15 protein-coding genes and 2 pseudogenes are annotated in these 16,653 nt (G+C 69.6%); 9 read left to right on the forward strand and 8 right to left on the reverse strand.

What is annotated here, in order from left to right; translation table 11 throughout:
- Positions 1-61: 61 nt before the first annotated feature.
- Positions 62-604 (reverse strand): GNAT family N-acetyltransferase, encoded by a 543-nt coding sequence (locus Q2K19_RS22580; RefSeq protein ID WP_446839610.1) that lies wholly within the window; start codon positions 602-604, stop codon positions 62-64.
- A 350-nt stretch (positions 605-954) separates the two neighbouring features.
- On the opposite strand from Q2K19_RS22580, the gene Q2K19_RS22585 reads away from it, so the two are divergent.
- From Q2K19_RS22585 to Q2K19_RS22600, 4 genes and pseudogenes are all read left to right on the forward strand, one after another.
- A complete protein-coding gene (locus Q2K19_RS22585) occupies positions 955-1,737 on the forward strand; it encodes a P-loop NTPase (protein ID WP_302763506.1) in 783 nt (260 codons plus the stop codon).
- 35 nt (positions 1,738-1,772) lie between these two features.
- Positions 1,773-1,859, forward strand: a pseudogene (locus tag Q2K19_RS22590) (IS6 family transposase); the annotation flags it as partial.
- Between the two features lie 357 nt (positions 1,860-2,216).
- Complete coding sequence (locus Q2K19_RS22595; protein WP_302763508.1) at positions 2,217-2,354, forward strand: hypothetical protein; 138 nt, start codon at positions 2,217-2,219, stop codon at positions 2,352-2,354.
- Between the two features lie 341 nt (positions 2,355-2,695).
- The gene (locus Q2K19_RS22600; RefSeq protein WP_302763510.1) at positions 2,696-4,177 is read left to right on the forward strand and encodes an ADP-ribosylglycohydrolase family protein; all 1,482 of its coding nucleotides are present in this window, start codon (positions 2,696-2,698) and stop codon (positions 4,175-4,177) included.
- 444 nt (positions 4,178-4,621) lie between these two features.
- On the opposite strand, the gene Q2K19_RS33390 is transcribed toward Q2K19_RS22600, so the two are convergent.
- Both Q2K19_RS33390 and Q2K19_RS22610 read right to left on the reverse strand, forming a co-directional pair.
- Complete coding sequence (locus Q2K19_RS33390; RefSeq protein ID WP_368046157.1) at positions 4,622-5,350, reverse strand: transposase; 729 nt, start codon at positions 5,348-5,350, stop codon at positions 4,622-4,624.
- A pseudogene (locus Q2K19_RS22610) lies at positions 5,277-5,762 on the reverse strand (IS110 family transposase); the annotation flags it as partial. The pseudogene Q2K19_RS22610 and the gene Q2K19_RS33390, both read right to left, overlap by 74 nt.
- Positions 5,763-6,120: 358 nt before the next feature.
- On the opposite strand from Q2K19_RS22610, the gene Q2K19_RS22615 reads away from it, so the two are divergent.
- A complete protein-coding gene (locus Q2K19_RS22615; RefSeq protein WP_302763512.1) occupies positions 6,121-6,408 on the forward strand; it encodes a DUF2277 domain-containing protein in 288 nt (95 codons plus the stop codon).
- A 217-nt stretch (positions 6,409-6,625) separates the two neighbouring features.
- Here Q2K19_RS22615 and Q2K19_RS22620 read toward each other — a convergent pair whose 3' ends face one another.
- Genes Q2K19_RS22620 through Q2K19_RS22635 form a run of 4 tightly spaced genes read right to left on the reverse strand, consistent with a single transcriptional unit; the run spans position 6,626 to position 10,855 of the window.
- Entirely contained in the window at positions 6,626-7,411 is a 786-nt protein-coding gene (locus Q2K19_RS22620; protein WP_302763513.1) for an amino acid ABC transporter ATP-binding protein, read from the reverse strand.
- A complete protein-coding gene (locus tag Q2K19_RS22625; RefSeq protein WP_302763514.1) occupies positions 7,408-8,316 on the reverse strand; it encodes an amino acid ABC transporter permease in 909 nt (302 codons plus the stop codon). The genes Q2K19_RS22620 and Q2K19_RS22625 overlap by 4 nt, the downstream gene beginning before the upstream one ends.
- Before the next feature lie 2 nt (positions 8,317-8,318).
- Entirely contained in the window at positions 8,319-9,254 is a 936-nt protein-coding gene (locus Q2K19_RS22630; protein ID WP_302763517.1) for an ABC transporter substrate-binding protein, read from the reverse strand.
- Between the two features lie 32 nt (positions 9,255-9,286).
- A complete protein-coding gene (locus Q2K19_RS22635) occupies positions 9,287-10,855 on the reverse strand; it encodes an amidohydrolase (protein WP_302763519.1) in 1,569 nt (522 codons plus the stop codon).
- Between the two features lie 110 nt (positions 10,856-10,965).
- On the opposite strand from Q2K19_RS22635, the gene Q2K19_RS22640 reads away from it, so the two are divergent.
- Both Q2K19_RS22640 and Q2K19_RS22645 read left to right on the forward strand, forming a co-directional pair.
- Positions 10,966-11,844 (forward strand): LysR family transcriptional regulator, encoded by an 879-nt coding sequence (locus Q2K19_RS22640; protein WP_302763520.1) that lies wholly within the window; start codon positions 10,966-10,968, stop codon positions 11,842-11,844.
- A gap of 169 nt (positions 11,845-12,013) precedes the next feature.
- Positions 12,014-13,195: an amidase gene (locus tag Q2K19_RS22645; protein ID WP_302763521.1), complete on the forward strand. Its 1,182-nt coding sequence runs from the start codon at positions 12,014-12,016 to the stop codon at positions 13,193-13,195.
- Between the two features lie 28 nt (positions 13,196-13,223).
- Here Q2K19_RS22645 and Q2K19_RS22650 read toward each other — a convergent pair whose 3' ends face one another.
- Positions 13,224-14,264, reverse strand: a complete 1,041-nt coding sequence (locus Q2K19_RS22650; RefSeq protein ID WP_302763522.1) for an Lrp/AsnC family transcriptional regulator — start codon at positions 14,262-14,264, stop codon at positions 13,224-13,226.
- A gap of 133 nt (positions 14,265-14,397) precedes the next feature.
- Between Q2K19_RS22650 and Q2K19_RS22655 the strand changes: the two genes are divergently transcribed.
- Together Q2K19_RS22655 and cuyB are read left to right on the forward strand one after the other, a co-directional pair.
- Entirely contained in the window at positions 14,398-15,912 is a 1,515-nt protein-coding gene (locus Q2K19_RS22655) for an amidohydrolase family protein (RefSeq protein WP_302763523.1), read from the forward strand.
- A complete protein-coding gene (gene cuyB, locus Q2K19_RS22660; protein ID WP_302763524.1) occupies positions 15,909-16,598 on the forward strand; it encodes a cysteate racemase in 690 nt (229 codons plus the stop codon). Before Q2K19_RS22655 ends, cuyB begins: the two co-directional genes overlap by 4 nt.
- The last annotated feature ends 55 nt before the right edge of the window (positions 16,599-16,653 follow it).

Raw genomic sequence — 16,653 nt, forward strand, 5'->3', positions numbered from 1 at the left:
GGACCTGCCGTGCTGACACCAGGACGTCGGGCCACGGACGAATGTAGGCCGCCGCCGGTCGTCAGGCCGGTTGCTGCTGCATGACCCAGATGGACAGGGGCTCGGTCAGGGTACGTACGACCTGCCATCCGGCACGGCGGTACACCTCGACGTTGGCCGGGTTGCTGGTCTCTAAAACCGCGGGCAGGCCGTCCGCGGCGGCTCGGCTCAGCCCAGCGTCCATGACAGCGTGACCCCACCGGCGACCGGCGCTGTCCGGGTGAGTGCCGAGGACACCGAGGTACCAGAACGGGGAGGTCGGTAGGGCGGCGTGCACGGCCCGGTCGTAGGCGCGGACGCGGGCGAGCGCGTCGGCGGGTAGGTGAGCGGAGAGGTCGTCGTCCGAGGACGCGTTCCCGGTTGTAGGAGGTTCCCAGATGGCGGTCGATGCGCCGCGCTCTATCGTCCAGATCGTCCCCTTCTGCACACGCTTGTCGAAGAGGTGCCCGAAGAAGGTGGCCGCATACAGCGGGTAGGTACCCTCGTCAGGGAAGAGATACCGCAGGACAGGATCCTTGGGGAACGAGGCGACCAATGAACTGACGACTCGCGCACGGTCCGCCACGGTCGCAACGGTGATTTCGGGGGGTCGCACAGCCTCGGACCTTATCCACTCCGCCGTATCACGCCGACCGGTTATCGACTTGGCCGGAGAGGACGGATTCGCTCGTGCCGCTGACCGCGCGTCACGCAGCGTCATGGTTGGACGACCAAGACGTCGCTCGGTCTTGCAGGTAAGCGGATGTTCAAGGGGCGATCTCCTATGCCGCCTGCACGGCGGAGTGAGGCATGACTGAAACCCGGAAGGTGTCCCGCCGTAGCCCGGCCGCCGAGATCTGACGCGTCATCGCCACTCCACCTGTGCGCGTGAATCGCCGGTCTCCGCTGTCGCGCGCGCATTAGTACGGTTGCTACATGGACGTACCCGGTTTCTCCCGGCAATCGCTGGCGCAACTGCCGATCATCGCCGTCGCCAGCGGCAAAGGCGGCGTGGGAAAGTCGAGCGTCGCGGTCGCGATCGGACGTGAGCTGGCTCGATCCGGCCGCAGGATCGGATTGGTCGACGCCGACATCGCCGGCCCCGACGTGCCGCGCATGCTCGGCCTGCGCCGCGACGTGCCGGCCCAGTCGGTCACCCTCGCGCGGTGGACGCGCGGCGGCCAGGTCGGCTCCGGGCTGGAAGCAATGGAGGTGGGCGGCCTCAAGGTCGCGTCCGTGGGCTTCCTCATGGCAGGCAACCAGGGGCTCCCGCTTGGGTCGGACCTGGGCGACCTCATGCTCGGCCGGTTGATCAAGGAAACGAACTGGGGTGATGTCGAGGCCCTCGTCGTGGATCTGCCGCCCGGCATCAGCTTCACGCAGCAGGGCGTGCTCTCTGGTGCCGGACGGGTGGGAACGATCCTGGTGGTGACGCCGGCCGAGGTCTCCCATCTGGACACGGGTCGGGCCCTCGGCACGCTCCGGGAGGTGCGGACGCCGGTGCTGGGCGGGGTGGAGAACATGGCGTACTTCGAATGCCTGCTGCGGCGAGAAGATCGAGCTGCACGCGCCGGCACCCGACGAGCGCACCATCTGGGCCAGCGGTGTCGAACGGCTCGCGCGGCTCCCGTTCCGGCCCGACGCGGTGATCGACGCCGCGGATCTCGCCCCCGTCCTCGAGGCGGTGGCGACGCACATCGCAGCGTGACCCGCTCCTGAGGCGCCATCCAGGAGATGGCGCCCGAGCGACGTTCCGACGCGGCCACTACGAACTCGCCGTCGACGCCTCGCCCGCGACGCGGGTCGCCGCTGCTTTCACCGAACTCGCCCAAGCGATCTGACCGAGGACCCGACCCGGGTTCAACACGTCCGCCGATCCGATAACGCAACGGCGCCCCTTTGCCTGCTCTCCATCACTGCTTGTAGCAGCAACGCCGATAAGCCGGAAGCCGCTCCGTCCTCGACATCGCCAGCTCCTGCCGCCAGTACGGCGTCGGATGCGGCTGCCAGCCCGACCGCTCAGGCCGCCAGCGAGGAGGCGGAGCTTCGCCAGGCGGTGGTGGCGTACTCGGACGCCTTCCTCGACGCGAAGCCTACGGCCGGCTACGAGCTGTTCGCGGCCAGGTGCAAGGAACGCGTGACCCTCAGCGAGTTCACCGGCATGCTGACGGCCGCCAAGCAGATGTACGGCAAAGGCGATGCCGATCGAGACCTTCGAGGCGCAGATTTCAGGGGATCTGGCCCGAGTGACCTACACCTATGACGTGCCTGCCCTGAACCAGAACAAGGAGCCGCGGGTGCGGGAAGACGGCAAGTGGAAGCAGGACGACTGCTGAGCCTTGCATCACGTTCGGCGCGGGGATAGCGGGGGGAGCAGAGGGACACCGGACCTGTACGCCGGTAAGGGAGGGCCGGCTGCGCGGCACGGGCGCGCACGAGTCCTGGCTAGTGGGACATCTCGTCCATTTGCTGCTCCCGCTGGCCTTGCCGCAGGCGCGGTTCGTTCCCCTGTTCAACCCCGAAAGCGGACAGGCGCCCGTAGGGCGCCCAGTTCAGCGCGTTGATGTAGGCCCGAGCGGCGTACAGAACGTCGTACCCGGCTGACATAGTGACCAGCGGCCTTATGACGGCGGCGCCGGCCATGAGGATGTGGGAGTTGCGAGGGTGGGGGAGTTTGATGACACCGACTGTGCCGCTGGATGTGATCCAGAGCGACCGGGCTGCCGGTGTGCTCCTCGCTGCGGCGTGCGGTGACGCGCTGGGCGTGCCGTACGAGTTCGGACCGCCGCTTCCGGCGAACGAGCAGCCTGAGATGCGCGGTGGGGGACTCGGCCCATACGCGCCGGGTGAGTACAGCGATGACACCCAGATGGCGATGTGCATCGCGGAGGTCTCCGCCACCGGGGCGGACCTGTGCCGCAGCGACTCCCTCGACCGCATCGCTGGCCACTTTCTCCGGTGGAAACGGGAGGGCGCCAGCGACATCGGTGCACAGACCCGCAGGGTCCTGGACGCGGTCTCGCACGTGAGCGGACCGGGCATTGCCGCGGCGATGCGAGACGCAGCCGCTGATCTGCACCGGCGGACTGGCCGCAGCGCCGGCAACGGGTCGCTGATGCGCACCGCGCCGGTTGCGCTGGCCTATCTCGGCGATCCGGAGGCGCTCGCGGAAGCCGCCCGCGCAGTCAGTGAGCTGACCCATTACGACCCCCTGGCCGCGGACGCGTGTGTGCTGTGGTGCGCCGGCATCCGCCGGGCGGTGCTCGACGGGACCTTCGACGGGGTACGCGAGGGTCTGGACCTGCTGCCCGCGCAACGCCGTGACCGATGGTCGGGCTGGTTGACCGAGGCGGAGTCCAAGCCGCCGGAGCAGTTCCGGCCCAACGGGTTCGTGGTCCCCGCGTTGCAAGCCGCCTGGTCGGCGATCACACACACCGACGTTCCGGACCACAACCCACGCCAGGGTAGTTTCCCCTGCCAGCAGCTCGAACGCGCTCTAACCGCGGCGGTCCGTGCCGGCGACGACACCGACACCGTCGCGGCGATCGCCGGCGCACTGCTCGGCGCCCGATGGGGCTCCTCCGCAGTGCCCCTGGCCTGGCAGCGCATCGTTCACGGCTGGCCGAACCGGCACGCCGCGGACCTGATCCGCCTGGCCGTGCTGACCGCCCGAGGCGGCACCACCGACCGCGGCGGATGGCCAGGCTGCGCCCGCGCGCCACGGCAACCGGTCGCGCCGTTGATGCTGGCGCACCCGCACGACCCGGGGGTGATCCTCGGCAACCTCCACACCGACCCGGCCGCGGCCCGCGCCGACGCGGTGGTCTCCCTGTGTCGCGTCGGCTGCGACGACTTCAACGACGTGCCCGTGGCCAACCGGGTGTCGGCGTGGCTGGTCGACCAGCCCGGCGCCAATGCGCAGCCGCACTTCGTCGTCGATCAGGCCGCCCGGATGGTCCTCGAATTGCGCAAGAAGGGCCACGTCGTGCTGCTGCACTGCGCCGCCGGTCAGAGTCGCACGCCCGCGGTCGCCGCCCGCTACACGACCTTGACCACCGGCGCACCGGCGCGCTCCGCGCTGGCTGAACTGCGCGCGCTGCTCGGCACGCACGGCTGGACACTCAACCCGGAACTACTGCAGGTCGTCGAGCAGCTGTGACCGATCACTCCCGCGGGCTTATGGTGGTCAAGCCCGCGCCGTCCGCCCTCAATCTCGCCGTGGCCGATACAGTGCCGCGGAGGTGCTGCCAGACCTGCTGCGTCGCCAGCGGCTCCGGGAAGTTCGAAACTCGGACGGCGCGTTTGCCCGGGTCGAACCCTCCTGCCCCGCTTGAACTGCTTTCACCGGGCGCTGACGGTCGCCGTCGACCCCTCGCTGCCGTCAGACTTGGGGATGTGCATGAGCCAACCCGAGCAATTCCTGCATATCACTTCGAGAGCGACGTCGATGGCGTCCGGCACCTGATCGTCGATGACAGCGATAGCGACTGCACTGGATGGCGCATCGAGGTGGGGGAGCGTGATGGCGAATACCAGTTCTCGTTCGAGCGGTCCGTCGTCTTCGGCGAAGGTGCCGGGGCCAACCTGACGCTTCTATGGCCTGTCAAGTCGTTGCAGCGGCTTCCATAAGTCGGAACATGTGTCGGGCGGTGTAGCGCTTGAGGCATCGGCGGATCTCGGCGTCGGACTTTTGCTGGGCGCGCCGGCGGGTCAGGTAGTGCTGGGTCGGTCCGTGGCCGTGGATCATGCGCCAATTCACGATGGTGTGCAGGGCTCGGTTGAGCTGGCGATCGCCGAAGCGGTTGAGCCGATGACGGGTGATGCGGCCGGAGGAGGCCTGTAGCGGGCTGACCCCGGCCAGGGCAGCAAAGGCGGCTTCGGAGCGGCACCGGCCGGGGTGGGACCAGGCGACGATCAAGTTTGCGGCGCTGACCGGACCAACGCCGGGTTCGGCCAGTAACGCGGGCATGATCGCGTCGACCAGACCGTTGAGTTGGCGCTCGTTGGCGCGGATCTCTCGGTCGAGCTGACGGATGCGTTGGGCCAGACTGCGTAGCGTCTGCCGCAGGATCTGCTCGGTGGGGGTGTGGCGGGCGTGGACGCGCAGCCGGGCGCATGTGGCTGTCTGCTGCGGCGTTGACTGTCGGCGCAGCGGCTCGCGTAGTTGGTCGGGTGCGGTCAGCAGCAATGCCTTGAACACGGGCGGCGGTGCGAGTTGCGTTGGCGTGTTCGCGGGCCACGAGCAGGATGCGTAATGCTTCCCGGTCGCCGTCGCTGCGAGGCTGGGCGTGATGTGCTGCGGCCAGGGCGGTGCGGGCGGCCAGAAGTGCATCGGACGGGTCCGACTTGCCGCCTGGCCGACGACCGGCCCGTTGCGGCCGACCAGCTTCGACAACTTGCTGTCCCGCGGCCAGGAGCGCCCGCAGCAGCCCGGCTCCGTGTGAACGGCAGCCTTCCACCGCCCAGGTCAACCGTGGGCCGGGCGCCTGGTGGGAGGACCAGGCGATCAGTTCGCTGTAGCCGTCCGGGCTCGCCTCGACGGTGACGGTGGCGATCTCCCGGCCAGTGTGATCGACCAGGCAGGCGGTGTGCGTGTCGGTGTGGGTGTCCACGCCGATGATGGCGTCGACCAATTCTGCGAGCATGGGCATTAGGCCGTTGCTCCTTCCCAGGGGCGGTGGTTGACGTTGGCACCGGCCTGGGTGGAGACACCTACGGCACATCTGTGATGAGCCACGCCGCATGGCGGGCAAGCTTCTGATCAGGCCAGACGGTGAGCCAGGCCGGTGCCGGCGATCAAAGACGACAGGTCAAGTGCAGGGCACATCGTGGACGGCCAGATGCGTTAGGAGTCAGCCCTGATCACCGGCACCGATCCTGGCAGCAGTCCACCCAGGACCACCACCGCGAGCCTCACAGATGGGTTATGGTCCTGCTCGAGAGGCATGGACAGTCGCCTTGGACTGGGATGCCGTGTCGACGGAGATCTGCCTGCCGGACGGCTCACGTCACCCGGTGCCCATGTCCATACCCTGACTCTGCGGAAGGTCCAAGACTCCGCCACTGGACTGATCTGTCGGCTCGGACTGGCATGGTAGAGGCATGTGCAGGAACATTCGCGTGCTCCACAACTTCGAACCGCCCGCGACCGGCGATGAAATCGAGGCCGCCGCCCTCCAGTACGTGCGCAAGGTCAGCGGAACGACACGGCCGTCCGCCGCCAACGCGGAGGCGTTCGACGAGGCGGTCCGCGCTGTCACGACGGCCACCCGAACGCTACTGGACAGCCTCGTGACGAAGGCGCCTCCCCGTGACCGCGAGGTGGAGGCCGCGAAGGCCAAGGCGCGCGCGGCCGAAAGGTATGGGCTTCCAGCGGCGGCCTCGGACTGACGGCTCCCGATCTCACGGGCCATGCTTGGTTAGGGCTTCCTGCTCAGTGACCTCTTCGGCGACACCGACAGGTCAAGCTGCCGCAGCTTGGTCATCCGTTCGGTCGCAGATGGACGGCCAGCGCACATCCTGGATCTCGCCCAGGTGCCATTGGGCCGGGCGGCCTCCAAGCGGAGGGCGCCCGGCGAGCCACTGGCCGGGTCCGGAAGTGTTCCTCCTAGATTTCCTGGCGTTGCTCCTGGCTGAGCACGCTGGAGAGGAACGCCCTGGTCCGTTCGTGCCCTGGGGCGGCCAGGAGTTCGCGGGGACGGCCCCGCTCGACGACCACGCCATCGGCGAAGAAGGTCAGCCAGTCGCCGACCTCCCTGGCGAAGGCGATCTCGTGGGTGACCACGACCATCGTCATCCCCTCGGCGGCGAGGCCCTTCATGACCTCCAGGACCTCGTCGACCAGCTCGGGGTCCAGCGCGGAGGTCGGCTCGTCGAACAGCATCAGCGCCGGGTTCATCGCCAGCGCCCTGGCGATGGCCACCCGCTGCTGCTGGCCGCCGGAGAGCTGGTGGGGACGCTTGTGTGCGTGGTCGGCCAGGCCCACGCGCTCCAGGTGCTCCATCGCCAATCTCCTAGCCCGGTCCGGCGGGATGTTCAGCACGTGGACGGGGCCGCAGCTGACGTTCTCCAGCGCGTTCTGGTGGGCGAACAGGTTGAAGCGTTGGAACACCATGCCGATGTTCCGGCGGAAGGTGGCGAACTCCTTGGGCGTCCAGGGGTGGTACCTGCCGTCGCGCAGGGTGTGGCCAACCTCCTCGTCGAGCACCCGCAGGCTTCCGCCCAGCACCGGCTCCAGGCCATTGATGCACCGCAGGAATGTGGACTTACCCGAGCCGGAGGGGCCGATGACGCAGCTCACCTCGCCAGAAGCCACGGTGAGGTCCACGCCGTTGAGCACCTGCACGTCGCCGTAGCTCATCCGGACACCCGAGGCCTGTACGACGGGGTTCACGCGGCCACCTTCGGCAGGATCCGTGCCGCCACGCCACCGCTGCGCACCAGCCGTACGGCGTCCGAGCCGAAGCGGCGTTCCAGCCTGCCCTGCAGGAAGGTCGCCACGGCGGTAATGAGCATGTACCACAGGCTCGCCACGATCAGCAGCTCCATAATCAGGTTGTTCGCCTTGTAGATCTGGCTCGCGTTGGTCATCAGATCGTGCCCGGCGACCACATAGACCAGTGAGGTGGTCTTCAGCATGGAGATGAACTCGTTGCCGGTCGGGGGGATGATGATGCGCAGCGCCTGCGGCAGCACGATGACCCGCATCCGCCTTGCGGGAGTCATGCCCAGCGCGAACGCCGCCTCGGTCTGCCCGCGATCGACGGCCTGGATTCCTGCGCGCACCGTCTCGGCGAAGTAGGCCGCCAGGTTCAGCCCCAGCCCCAGCATGGCCGAGGTGAAGCCGGTCATCACCTGGTTGGTGTCCCACTTGAGGCCGATCATGGTGAACGGGATCTTGAGCACCAGTTCGGGGAACAGGAACGCGAGGTTGTACCAGAAGATGAGCTGCACCAGCACCGGCGTGCCGCGGAAGAACCAGATGTAGAAGGTGGCCAGGCCGCCCAGCACCGGATTGTGCGACAGCCGCAGGATCGCGACCAGCACGCCGAGCACCAGCCCGAGGGCCGTCGCCAGCACCGAGATCTCAATGGTGACCCAGACCCCGTCCAGGATCCGGTTGGCGAACAGGTACTCGGCGACCTTGCCCCAGTCGAGGCGCGGGTTGGCCACGACCAGGTACGCCAGCCGACCGGCGATCGCCAACGCGACGGCCGCGGCCAGCCAGCGGCCCCAGTGCCAGGGACGCGCTACGGGGACCAGCAGGCCCGACGCGTCGGCGATCGGTTCGGTCCGCACGGTCACTTACCGCCATTGATCACGGCGGACTGGACGGCTAGCTTCTCCAGGTTCCACGCCGCCAACAGCTTGCCGTACTCCCCGTTCTGAATGAGTGAGTCCAGCGCGCCCTTGACGGAGTCGATCAGCTCCTTGTTGTCCGGCTTCATCCCGATGCCCCACGGGCTCTCGGTGCCCTCGAGCGCGATCGCCTCCATCGCGAGCTTGGGGTCGGCGGACTTGTGGGCGGCTACCACGTAGTCGGTGATGCTGGCCTGTGCCCGGCCGTTGCTCACCTGGAGCATGGCCTCCGAGTCGCCCGGAAACTTCAGGATGTTCACCGCGGGCTTGCCGCCCTTCTTGCAGTCGGCACCGTAGCTCTCGGCCAGGTCCATCGATGAGCCGTTGTCGACGACGGACACGGTCTTGCCGCACAGATCCCCGGGTCCCGCGATGGCGGCAGGATTGCCCTTCTTGACCAGCATCCCGGCGCCCGCTTGCACGTAGTCGACGAAAGTGACCTGGCCCTGCCGCTCCTGGTTGTCGGTCATCGAGGAGATGACGAAGTCGTAGCGGCCGGTGAGCACACCGGGAATCTGGGAGTTGAACTCCTCGTCGGTGATGGTCACCTTGACGCCGAGCTTCCTGGCGATCGCCCTGGCCAGCGCCGGGTCGAAGCCGATCGGCGTCTTGCCGTCGCTCGCGAACAGCTCCATCGGCGGGTAGCCGATGGAGGAGACGACCTTCAAACCGCCGGACTTCAGGCTCGCCGGCGCCTTGGCCGCGAGGTCCTTGTCGGGGGTGATGGCGTTGATGACGTCGGCCGCCTTCTCTTCGGCGGGAGCCTGGTCGAGGGTGACGGCGGGCATCTTGGCTGCCACGTCGGACGCGTTGCCGTCGTCCAGGCGCTGGGCACCGCAGGCCGCGGTGCCGGCGACCAGCGCGCCGGCAGCGAGCATGGTGAGGATTCGAGTTTTCAACGGGCGCTCCTTCAGGGTCGCTGCCAGCGGATTTCGCCGCCGCCGACGGTCGTCATGACCTTGGTGTGCAGCACCGCGTCCGGCGATTCCCGGTGGGGATCGGTATCCACGGCGATGAAGTCGGCGAGTTTGCCGGGCGCGAGGATGCCCTTGCGGTCTTCCTCGCCAGCGGCGTAGGCCGAGCCCAGGGTGTGGGCGGTGAGGGCCTCGGCCATGCTCAGCCGCTGCTCGGGTTGCCAGCCGCCGGCGGGGGTGCCGTCGGGGCGGGCTCGGGTCACGGCGGCGTACAGCGCGGCGAAGGGGTCGGGACTTTCGACGGGGGCGTCGGAGCCGAACGCCAGCGCGACGCCGACGTTCAGCATCCCGCGCCAGGCGTAGGAGGCCAGATCGTGGCCGGCCAGCAGGGAGTCGACCAGGTCGATGTCGCTGGTGCAGTGCACCGGCTGCATCGAGGCGACGACGCCCAGCCTGGCCATCCTGGTCAGGTCGGCGGGCCGCAGGTGCTGCGCGTGCTCGATGCGGTGGCGCAGCCCCGGCGTCCGGCCGAGCGCCTCGTAGGCGTCGATCACCAGGTGGTTGGCCTGGTCGCCGATGGCGTGTGTGGCCACTGCGATGCCGGCATCCGCGGCGCTGGCGAACAGCTTGACGAGGTCCTCGTACGGGGTGACCGCGATACCCACGTTGTCCTGCTCGCCGGCGAAGGACTTGCTCATGTGGCAGGTGTGCGAGCCGAGCGCCCCGTCGCTGAAGATCTTCACGGGCCCGGTGCGGAACCAGTCGTCGCCCTGCCCGGTGCGGCGGCCTTCGGCGATGGCCGCCTCCAGGTGGACCAGCGGGATCGCCTTGTGGACGCGCAGCTTCAGTTCGTCGGCGTCGCGTAGAGCCAGGTAGGCGGCCCGGCAGTCCTCGCCGTCGATGTCGTGGACGCTGGTCAGGCCGAGCGCGAGCAGTTCCTCCTGGGCGGCGCGCAGCAGGTCGCGCAGGTCGGGGGAGACCATGAGGTTGCGCAGCGGGTACGAGGCCGCCTCCCGCAGGATGCCGGTCGGCTCCCCGTTCGCGTCCCGGACGATCTCGCCGCCCACCGGGTCGGGAGTGCTCGCGTCGATGCCGGCCAGCCCCAGGGCCGCAGAGTTGGCCCACACGGTGTGGCCGTCCACGCTCGGCAACGCGACCGGCAGTTCGGGACAGACCGAGTCCAGCGCGTACCGGTCCGGCTGTGCCGGCGGATCCCAGGTGTTGCTGTTCCACCGGCCGCCGAACAGCCAGGCGCCCGGCCGCAGCCGCGCCGCGTGCGCGGCCACCATGGCGAGGGCGTCGTCCAGGCAGCGCACCTCACGCAGGTCCACGGCGCCCAGGCTCTGCGCGTACTGCGCGGTGTGGATGTGAGCGTCGTAGAGCCCGGGGAGCACCGCCGCTCCCTCCAGGTCGATCAGCTCCGCTTTCCGGCCCGCGGCCTCGCGCACCTCCGCTTCCCCGCCGACGGCCAGCAGGCGGTCGCCGTCCACGGCCATGGCCTCAGCCAAGGGGTTGCCGCTGTCTCCGGTATGGATGGCGGTGTTGCGGTACACGCGGATGCTCATGTGACTCTCACGGTCTCGAGGGGCGTTGGTCCATCACTGTAGGAATGGCGAAATAGAGAGGGAAGCGCTATAAACACGATGCTTTGCAGTCCTGAGAGCAAGGAAAACTGATGCTCAAGCCGGAACACCTGCGTACCCTCTGCGAGGTGATCCAGCTGGGGTCCTTCGCCGCCGCCGCCAACCGGCTCGGCTACACGTCGTCGGCCGTCTCCCAGCAGATAGCTACCCTGGAGCGGCAACTGGGCGTGAAGCTGTTCGACCGCTCGGCGCACAGCGTGGTGCCCACCAGCGCCGCCAGAGTGCTGGCCAGGCACGCGGAGACCGTGCTCACCGACATGGCGCGGATGGTCGCCACCGTTCAGGCGGTCCACCGCAACAGCGGCCGACAGTTCCACCTGGGCGTCTTTCCGAGCTTCGTCGACGTGCTCACCGGCGTGCTGCGGCGGATGGAGCCCCGGGAACGCGCCGGCATCAGGGTCACGGTTGCCGAGTCCTCCCAGCTCATTTCGCGGCTGGGTGCCGGCGGCGAGATTGACGCGGCGATCGTCTACCAGGTGGGGAACGCCGGCCTGTCGTGGCCGTCCGCGCTGGGCCAGCGCTGGATCGCCGAGGACCGCTACAAGGTCGTCCTCCCGCGTGACTGGGCCAGCGAACTGGCGCCCTACCGGGCCGAGCAACTCGTTGATCTGCCATGGATCATGCATCACCCCGGCAGCAGCGACGCCTCCGTCTTCGACGGAGTGTTCTCCCGTTGGAGCCTGCACCCCCGGGTGGCCGGGTACGCGGACGACTTCAAGGTCACGATGGCGATGGTCGAGGCGGGCGTCGGTGCGGCGCTCGTCCCCGACCTCGCGCTGCGAGCGTATGGCCCTGGCGTGGTGGTCGCCGACGTGCCGTGGCTGAACACGAGCCGCACCGTCTTCACCCTCGTCCGGCCCAACCGCGAGACCGACCGCCTGCTGACCCTGCTGGACGCGCTGGCCGTCTGACCTCGGCGCCGGTGCGCCCTTCGCCTTACGCTGTCGATGTCCTTCCCGAACTCGACGCGGCACAGCGAATCTGCCAGCATGTGCCCGATCACGAGGCGGCCGGACCACTCGTCGGGTCACCGCCGGCTGGCTCGACCAGCGCCGGGCAGGTGTCAGGAGGTCCTCGACCATGGAACGTGAGGCGGCGATCGCCAGGTCCGCCGAGGCGATACGCCTCCACAGCGGCTACAACATCCTCATCGAGTCCGGTGCCGAGCCAGTCATCGACCGGCTCGCGGGCCGCGACCTGCCGCTGACCGCCAGACCTGCTGAGCTGTCGGGCTGGACGTTCGTGGTCAAGGACATGATTGACGTCGCGGGGCTCCGCACGACACGCGGCTCCGCCCTGTACGGAAGCGAGGAGGCGCTGGCCACCGCACCGTGCGTCGAGCGGCTGGAGCGCGCCGGAGGGCTCCTTGTCGGCAAGGCGAACCAGCACGAGTTCGCCTGGGGCGTCACGAGCGAGAACCCTCACTGGGGCGACGTGCGCAACCCGCGCCATGAGCATCTGACTCCCGGTGGGTCGAGCGGCGGCACGGCGGCGGCGCTCGCGGCCGGGATCGCCCGGGTCGGCCTCGGCACGGACACCGGCGGCTCCGTGCGGATCCCAGCGGCCTGCTGTGGCGTGGTCGGACTGCGCCCGAGGGTCGGTGCCCTGTCCATCGAGGGAGTCGCGCCCGTCGCCCCGATGTTCGATGTGGTCGGGCCGATGGCCACCTCGGTCGCCGACTGTGCGCGCGTGTGGCGGGCGCTCTCCGGAGAGGTCACCCGGCGGCTGGACTCCCTGTCGGGCCTGGTTGTCGGCGTGGGCGAGGCGTGCAAGCAGGCCGGCGAATTCGCCCACCTGGGCGCCGAGCTCCGCGAGATCACCCTGCCGTACGACATCCTTCCGCCGTACTGGACGATCGTTGGTGCGCAGGCCCGGCGCACCCACGAGGCCACGTACCCGAGGAACGCCACGAGCTACAGCGAGGGCGTCCGACGGAAGCTGGACGACACTGCCGGGATCGGCCATCGGGAGTACCGCCGGGCCGTCGAGGAGCTGGCGGCCGTCCGAGCGAGGTTCTCGGCGGAGATGTCCGGCATCGACATCCTGGTCGCGCCGACGCTCGGCGGCCCGGCACCGCGGCTCGGGTGCGACGAGGCCGCCGTCCGCGGCGAGGTCGGCCGGATCACGGCCGTCGTGTCCGCGCTCGGCCTGCCCGCGCTGGCCATCGGAGACCTGCAATTGGTGGGCCGCTGCGAAGCCGACGTACTGCGGGTCGGCCTATGCCGGGAGGCCGGCGGCGGCGAGATCCCCGCGCCACGCTGAAACCGCGCGACCGCTCGGACGGCTGCCGTCAGGCGTGCGATGACAGGCTCCATGGGTCCACGGGGACGACGCCCGTGCAACGGCCGAAGGGGTCGAGGGCCCGCCCGTACAGCTTCGACTGCCGCAGGACGATCTGCCGGTCGGCGACGATCAGGTACGGGAACCGCTCCTCGAGGCGCACCACCAGCGGATGCAGGTCGGCGACCCCGTGCAGGCCCACGGTGAGGAGCATGTTGCGAGCCCCCGCGAGCGCCGCGCAGGTGCGCGTCTCCGGCCAGTCGAGCAGCGCCCGGCCCGTCTCCTCGAGGAGCCCGTCCGGCATCCGCAGCCACAGCACGGCGGAGGAGTGCCAGCCCGCGTGCGATCGCGCCAGGTCGCAGCGGAAGTCGATGTCGCTGGCCGCGACCAGCCGTGACAGCTTGCGCTGCACCGTGCGCTCGGACATACCGATGACGCCGGCGAGCTCAGCGTAGCCGGCGCGGCCGTCCGCGAGCAGGGCCTGGAACAGCAGCCGGTCGATATCGTCCATGCGGCTGGTGGACGCAGGCGGTATGGGCCGCCTAGCCAGTCGGTTCGCGGATCGAGGCGACAGGACGCGTAGCCGCCAGCGGCAGGAGGCCTCAAAGATGCGCGTCGCGACGTGGGTGCGCACCTTCGCCACGCCAGGCACCCGTGGCAGGTCCGTGAGCAGGTAGTCCGCCAGCGCCGGCATAGACGCGGCGACGGCGATCACGAACAGGTCGTGATCGGCGGCGACGTGCTGGACGGTGATGAGGTGTCCCGCCGTCGCAAGCGCGTCGGCGACCTCGACCGCCGTTCCGGCCTCGCAGTCGATCTCCAGGAACGCCATGCTCATCGCGTGCATCTGGCGCTGGCCCAGGGCGACGGTGGTCCACGCCTGCCCGGTGTTGGTCAGCCGCTGCCAGCGCCGCGACGCCGTCACCGGGTCCGCGCCGATCGCGGCCCCGACGTCCACCCAGCTCGCTCGCGGATTGATCTGAAGGGCGTCGATGAGTTCGAGGTCGGTCTCCGACAGCAGCGCCGGAGGCGTGACGCCGGAATCCTGCAAGCTCAGTCCTTCACTGTCGTATTGCTGCGTCTGGAGACGGGGATGACCTTATACCTCGATCCTTGTCCGGACGGCCGCCAGTGGCTCTCCGTCGGCCAGCTGTCCTCGCGCGCCGATTGCCCGTCTCCGGCTCATGACAGGAGGAGAGGACGCCGTGACTTGCTTCCGCGACTGCGACCTGGTGCTGGCCGGGGGACGGGTCGTCGACCCCGAATCCGGCCTGGACGCGGTAACGGACGTCGCGGTCAGCGGCGGTACGGTCGCGGCGGTCGGCGACACGTCGGGCTTCCGGCCGGCGCAGACGCTCGACGTGTCCGGTCACGTCGTCACCGCCGGATTCATCGACCTGCACAGCCACGCGCAGACCATCCCCTCCCTGCGGCTCCAGGCGCTGGACGGGGTCACCACCGCCTTGGAGCTGGAGTCCGGCGTGGGCGATGTGGCTCGGGCGCTCGCGACCGCGGCGGCGGAGGGCCGCCCGGTCAACTACGGCTACTCGGCCTCCTGGGCACGTTCCAGGATGAGTGCCCTGGACGGCGTGACGCCGAGCCACGGGCCTCTCGGCTTCGCGGCGGGCATCGGGGAGAGCACCGGCTGGCAGCGGCCCGCGGATCACGCCGAGGTCACGCGGATCGCGGGGCGCCTGGAGGAGGAGATCGGCGCGGGTGCGCTCGGCATCGGCGTACTGCTCGGATACGCCCCAGGGACCGGACGGGACGAATACCTGCGTGTGGCGAGCACGGCCGCACGCCTTGGCGTACCGACCTTCACGCACGCTCGCTTCAAGAACCGACACGAGCCCGAGTCAGCGCTGGAAGGCGTGGCCGAGGTCGTCGCGGCGGCGGCCGAGACCGGCGCGCACATGCACCTGTGTCACCTGAACTCCACCGCGCTGCGGGCCGTCGACGAGATCGCTGACCTGGTCAGCGGCGCACGCGCGCGCGGGCTCGCCATCACGACCGAGGCCTATCCGTACGGCGCAGGGATGACCGCCGTCGGGGCGCCTTTCCTGAGCCCGGACCGCCTACCCCGTCTCGGCCTGCGCACGTCAGACCTGGTCGTCGTGGCCACGGGCGAACGCCCCGCCGACGAGGACCGCCTCCTGCAGATTCGACGCGACATCCCTGGCGCGCTGGTCGTCGTCCACTACCTCGACGAGGGATCGGCACCGGACCTGGCCTTGATCCGTCGGGCGTTGCTGCTCGACGACACCGCCGTCGCCTCGGACGCCGTCCCCTTCATGGACGTGGACGGCACGCTCATCGACGGCGACCGTCCCATGCCGCCCGGCGCCCTCTCGCATCCCCGCAGCTCCGGCACCTTCTCGCGATTCCTGCGCACAATGGTGCGGGAGACCGCGACGTTGTCGCTGAGCGAGGCGTTGCGCCGCTGTTCACTGCTGCCCGCCACGTTCCTCCAGGCCGCCAGCCCGGCGATGGCGCGCAAGGGCCGCGTACAGGCGGGCCACGACGCCGACCTCGTGGTCTTCAACCTCGCCGAAGTCGCCGACCGGTCGACTTACCAGATCCCGGCGGCGTCGTCGATCGGGTTCAAACACGTGCTCGTCGGCGGGGAGCCCGTGGTACGCGACGGCGCCCTGGTGCCCTCCGCGCTGCCCGGCCGCGCCATCGTCGGCGGTGCCCGGTGAGCGCACCCAGGATGGTCGGCGTCCTGGGCGGCATGGGACCGGCGGCCACCGTCGACTTCTACGGCAAGCTCGTGGAGGAGACGGCCGCCACCTGCGATCAGGAGCACGTCCCCGTCGTCATCTGGGGCAACCCCCGCGTCCCCGACCGTTCCCTGAGCCTGCTGGGCGGCGAGGACCCCACCCCGTACTTGCGGCGCGGCATCGAGGCGCTAAAGCAGGCGGGGTGCGAGGTGCTCGCCGTGCCCTGCAACACCGCTCACGCCTTCGTCCCGCGGCTGGCAGACGTGGCCGGGCTGGAGCTGGTGAGCATCATCGAGGTCACCGCAGACGCCCTCGCTGCCGACGGCGTACGTAGGGCTGGTGTGCTGGCCACTACCGGAACCCGGCAGGCGGGCCTGTACGCGGACGCCCTGCGGCAGCGGGGCGTGACGGTGATCGAGCCCGACGAGCCCGGCCAGCGGCACGTCACGGCGGCCATCGGCGCCGTCAAGAGTGGCGGAGTCCGACCAGTCCACACGCGCGCGCTGGCGGAGGTCTCCCGTTCCCTGGCCGACCGCGGCGCGGAGCGGGTCGTCACCGCGTGCACCGAGCTCGTCCTCGCCCTGGACAGCTCCCGTGTCCCCGTCCCGGTGCTCGACCCCGCTCGCCTGTTGGCCCGCCGGGTCGCCGCCGTGGCGCTTGGCTGAGGAACAGCAGACAGCTCCACCGAGGGCATCTCACCGAACGGTAGATACCCGGTTT

It is taken from the genome of Micromonospora sp. NBRC 110009 (assembly GCF_030518795.1).
GTDB lineage: Bacteria > Actinomycetota > Actinomycetes > Mycobacteriales > Micromonosporaceae > Micromonospora.

What these genes read in the sequence shown, in the direction of transcription:
- Q2K19_RS22595 (WP_302763508.1), top strand. Translation starts at nt 2,217, where the DNA reads ATGCCGATCGAGACCTTCGAGGCGCAGATTTCAGGGGATCTGGCCCGA.
- Q2K19_RS22600 (WP_302763510.1), top strand. Translation starts at nt 2,696, where the DNA reads ATGACACCGACTGTGCCGCTGGATGTGATCCAGAGCGACCGGGCTGCC.
- Q2K19_RS22585 (WP_302763506.1), top strand. Translation starts at nt 955, where the DNA reads ATGGACGTACCCGGTTTCTCCCGGCAATCGCTGGCGCAACTGCCGATC.
- Q2K19_RS22645 (WP_302763521.1), top strand. Translation starts at nt 12,014, where the DNA reads ATGGAACGTGAGGCGGCGATCGCCAGGTCCGCCGAGGCGATACGCCTC.
- Q2K19_RS22630 (WP_302763517.1), bottom strand. Translation starts at nt 9,254, where the DNA reads ATGCTCGCTGCCGGCGCGCTGGTCGCCGGCACCGCGGCCTGCGGTGCC.
- Q2K19_RS22640 (WP_302763520.1), top strand. Translation starts at nt 10,966, where the DNA reads ATGCTCAAGCCGGAACACCTGCGTACCCTCTGCGAGGTGATCCAGCTG.
- Q2K19_RS22615 (WP_302763512.1), top strand. Translation starts at nt 6,121, where the DNA reads ATGTGCAGGAACATTCGCGTGCTCCACAACTTCGAACCGCCCGCGACC.
- Q2K19_RS33390 (WP_368046157.1), bottom strand. Translation starts at nt 5,350, where the DNA reads ATGCACTTCTGGCCGCCCGCACCGCCCTGGCCGCAGCACATCACGCCC.
- Q2K19_RS22655 (WP_302763523.1), top strand. Translation starts at nt 14,398, where the DNA reads ATGACAGGAGGAGAGGACGCCGTGACTTGCTTCCGCGACTGCGACCTG.
- Q2K19_RS22635 (WP_302763519.1), bottom strand. Translation starts at nt 10,855, where the DNA reads ATGAGCATCCGCGTGTACCGCAACACCGCCATCCATACCGGAGACAGC.